Annotated in this window: 2 protein-coding genes; both read right to left on the bottom strand. The window is 30.0% G+C overall.

Going from position 1 to position 1,732, the window contains the following annotated elements:
- A partial coding sequence (locus HMPREF3116_RS08070; RefSeq protein ID WP_210382498.1) for a hypothetical protein occupies positions 1-509 on the bottom strand: 509 nt, incomplete at its 3' end.
- Positions 510-641: 132 nt separating this feature from the next.
- Positions 642-1,601: a RepB family plasmid replication initiator protein gene (locus HMPREF3116_RS08065; RefSeq protein WP_070469065.1), complete on the bottom strand. Its 960-nt coding sequence runs from the start codon at positions 1,599-1,601 to the stop codon at positions 642-644.
- Between the last annotated feature and the right edge of the window lie 131 nt (positions 1,602-1,732).

Genomic DNA, 1,732 nt, shown 5'->3' with positions numbered 1-1,732 from the left:
CCTCTATTTGTTGTATAGTAAAGACCACTAGTCGGAACCCATGAACCATAAACTCTATTAATCCTTACATAACCTGTAGAATTCTTAGAAAAATCTACTGATAAATTAGCTTTAATGCCACCAGATACTTCAGAAGAAGATCGCACAACGGCATAAGCGTTAGGTGACACATATTCTTGGAAATTTTCAGCTGCTTTCTTAAAAGGTTTAAATGCTATAATCTCATCATTATCTTTTGGTTCCTCGGCGGGTAATTCAAAAGTAACTTCATAATTTTGAATTTCCGAAATTGTACCGTCTTCATTTGAATATATATTACTATTTACTTGTTCTATTTCAACGTTGTAGTCTTCTTCATTTCCCGAACCAAAAATTTCTCCCGTAACATATGTTTCATCATAAATTTCAGTATTACTTACTTCATCAGCTTTAACTAAGTTATTTCCATAACCTAATAAAAAGAAACCACTCAACATAATACTTAATGCAAACTTTTTGTTCGTTACCACAATAAACACCCCTTTATAGATTTTTAATAATCAAAATATAGCACAATAAATCACAAAATGAAAGCGTTTCCTATACTGTTGTATTAGCTTCTATCACTATATTAATAAGGTAGCTGAAAATATGAGATTATTTTATATAAATCTGTCGAGATATTCTTTCGCAGCTTTTTTAAAATAACCAACGGGGTGCGTGTATTTTTTGTGAGCAACGTAAGAGATATGTTTTGCCACATTATCAAGTGTAGATCTATCGGCAATTTGTTGGTATAGCGGATAAACTTCTAATTTAAATTGTTCAACCAGTTCCTGGTCATTACTAGACACAACATCATAACGTATTAACCATTCCGTGAATTTATCATCAAATGTGGGTGTATTGTTTTGCGGTTGTTCGTCATATTTATTTTCTAACCAAGGTTCAGTATGTTCAGGTTGCCAAGTAAATAAATAGCCAGTTACAGGGTTTCCACGTGTATTTCTTTTTATTTTCTTAACCTTTAAATTTTTAAAAAAAGGGCTTAATTCTTGTAAAGTAGGTTTGATTATAGCCCTATCAATTTCACTGGGGCCATAATACTTTGGCATATCTAGAAGTACTTTAAATTCTTCAATTTTAAATTCTTTTTTACCAATTGTGCGCCACTGTTTTAATAAACGATACATTGTCTTTGCATAAGTGGAACGTATTGCTGTAAATTCTGCAAGTTCATATGTCGTAAAATTTGCACTCAATCTATTTAAGATATATTCAAAATTATTAGATAATTCTATTTCTACTGTTTTATCTTTCAAATCGACTTCAAACCAATTAAACAAAGTCATCGCTCTAATTTTATAATCAGTCTTTTCGACATAATTCAATTGAGTAACTTTTCTGGCAACATTCTCCATAGTATCTTCCCATCTTTGATTATGTTTTTTTGAAAAATTACTTAACTCCTTTAAATCATAAGTATCAAAATAAAGACGAGTAGTACCATGTTCTCTAGCCTTAGATAGTACCGAAAAGAAAAAATTCATTTCTTCAGATGTCCATTTACGCATTATCATACTGTTTAAATCATTATGATGTTTCACTACTTCATTTCTCATAAAGAACTCCTTTAAAACTTTTTCTTTATAATAACGAAAAAGTTTTAAAAAGAAAAGAATTTTATTTGTTCTCTAAGAGCTACATTTATTCTTTATAAGAGCTACATTTGTTCTTTATGAAGCTACATTTG

The organism is Aerococcus sp. HMSC10H05 (assembly GCF_001806975.1).
GTDB classification, from domain to species: domain Bacteria; phylum Bacillota; class Bacilli; order Lactobacillales; family Aerococcaceae; genus Aerococcus; species Aerococcus viridans_B.
This window is presented reverse-complemented; position numbering and strand designations above follow the sequence as displayed.

Coding starts and splice junctions, on each gene's coding strand:
- HMPREF3116_RS08065 (WP_070469065.1), bottom strand. CDS start 1,601: ATGAGAAATGAAGTAGTGAAACATCATAATGATTTAAACAGTATGATA.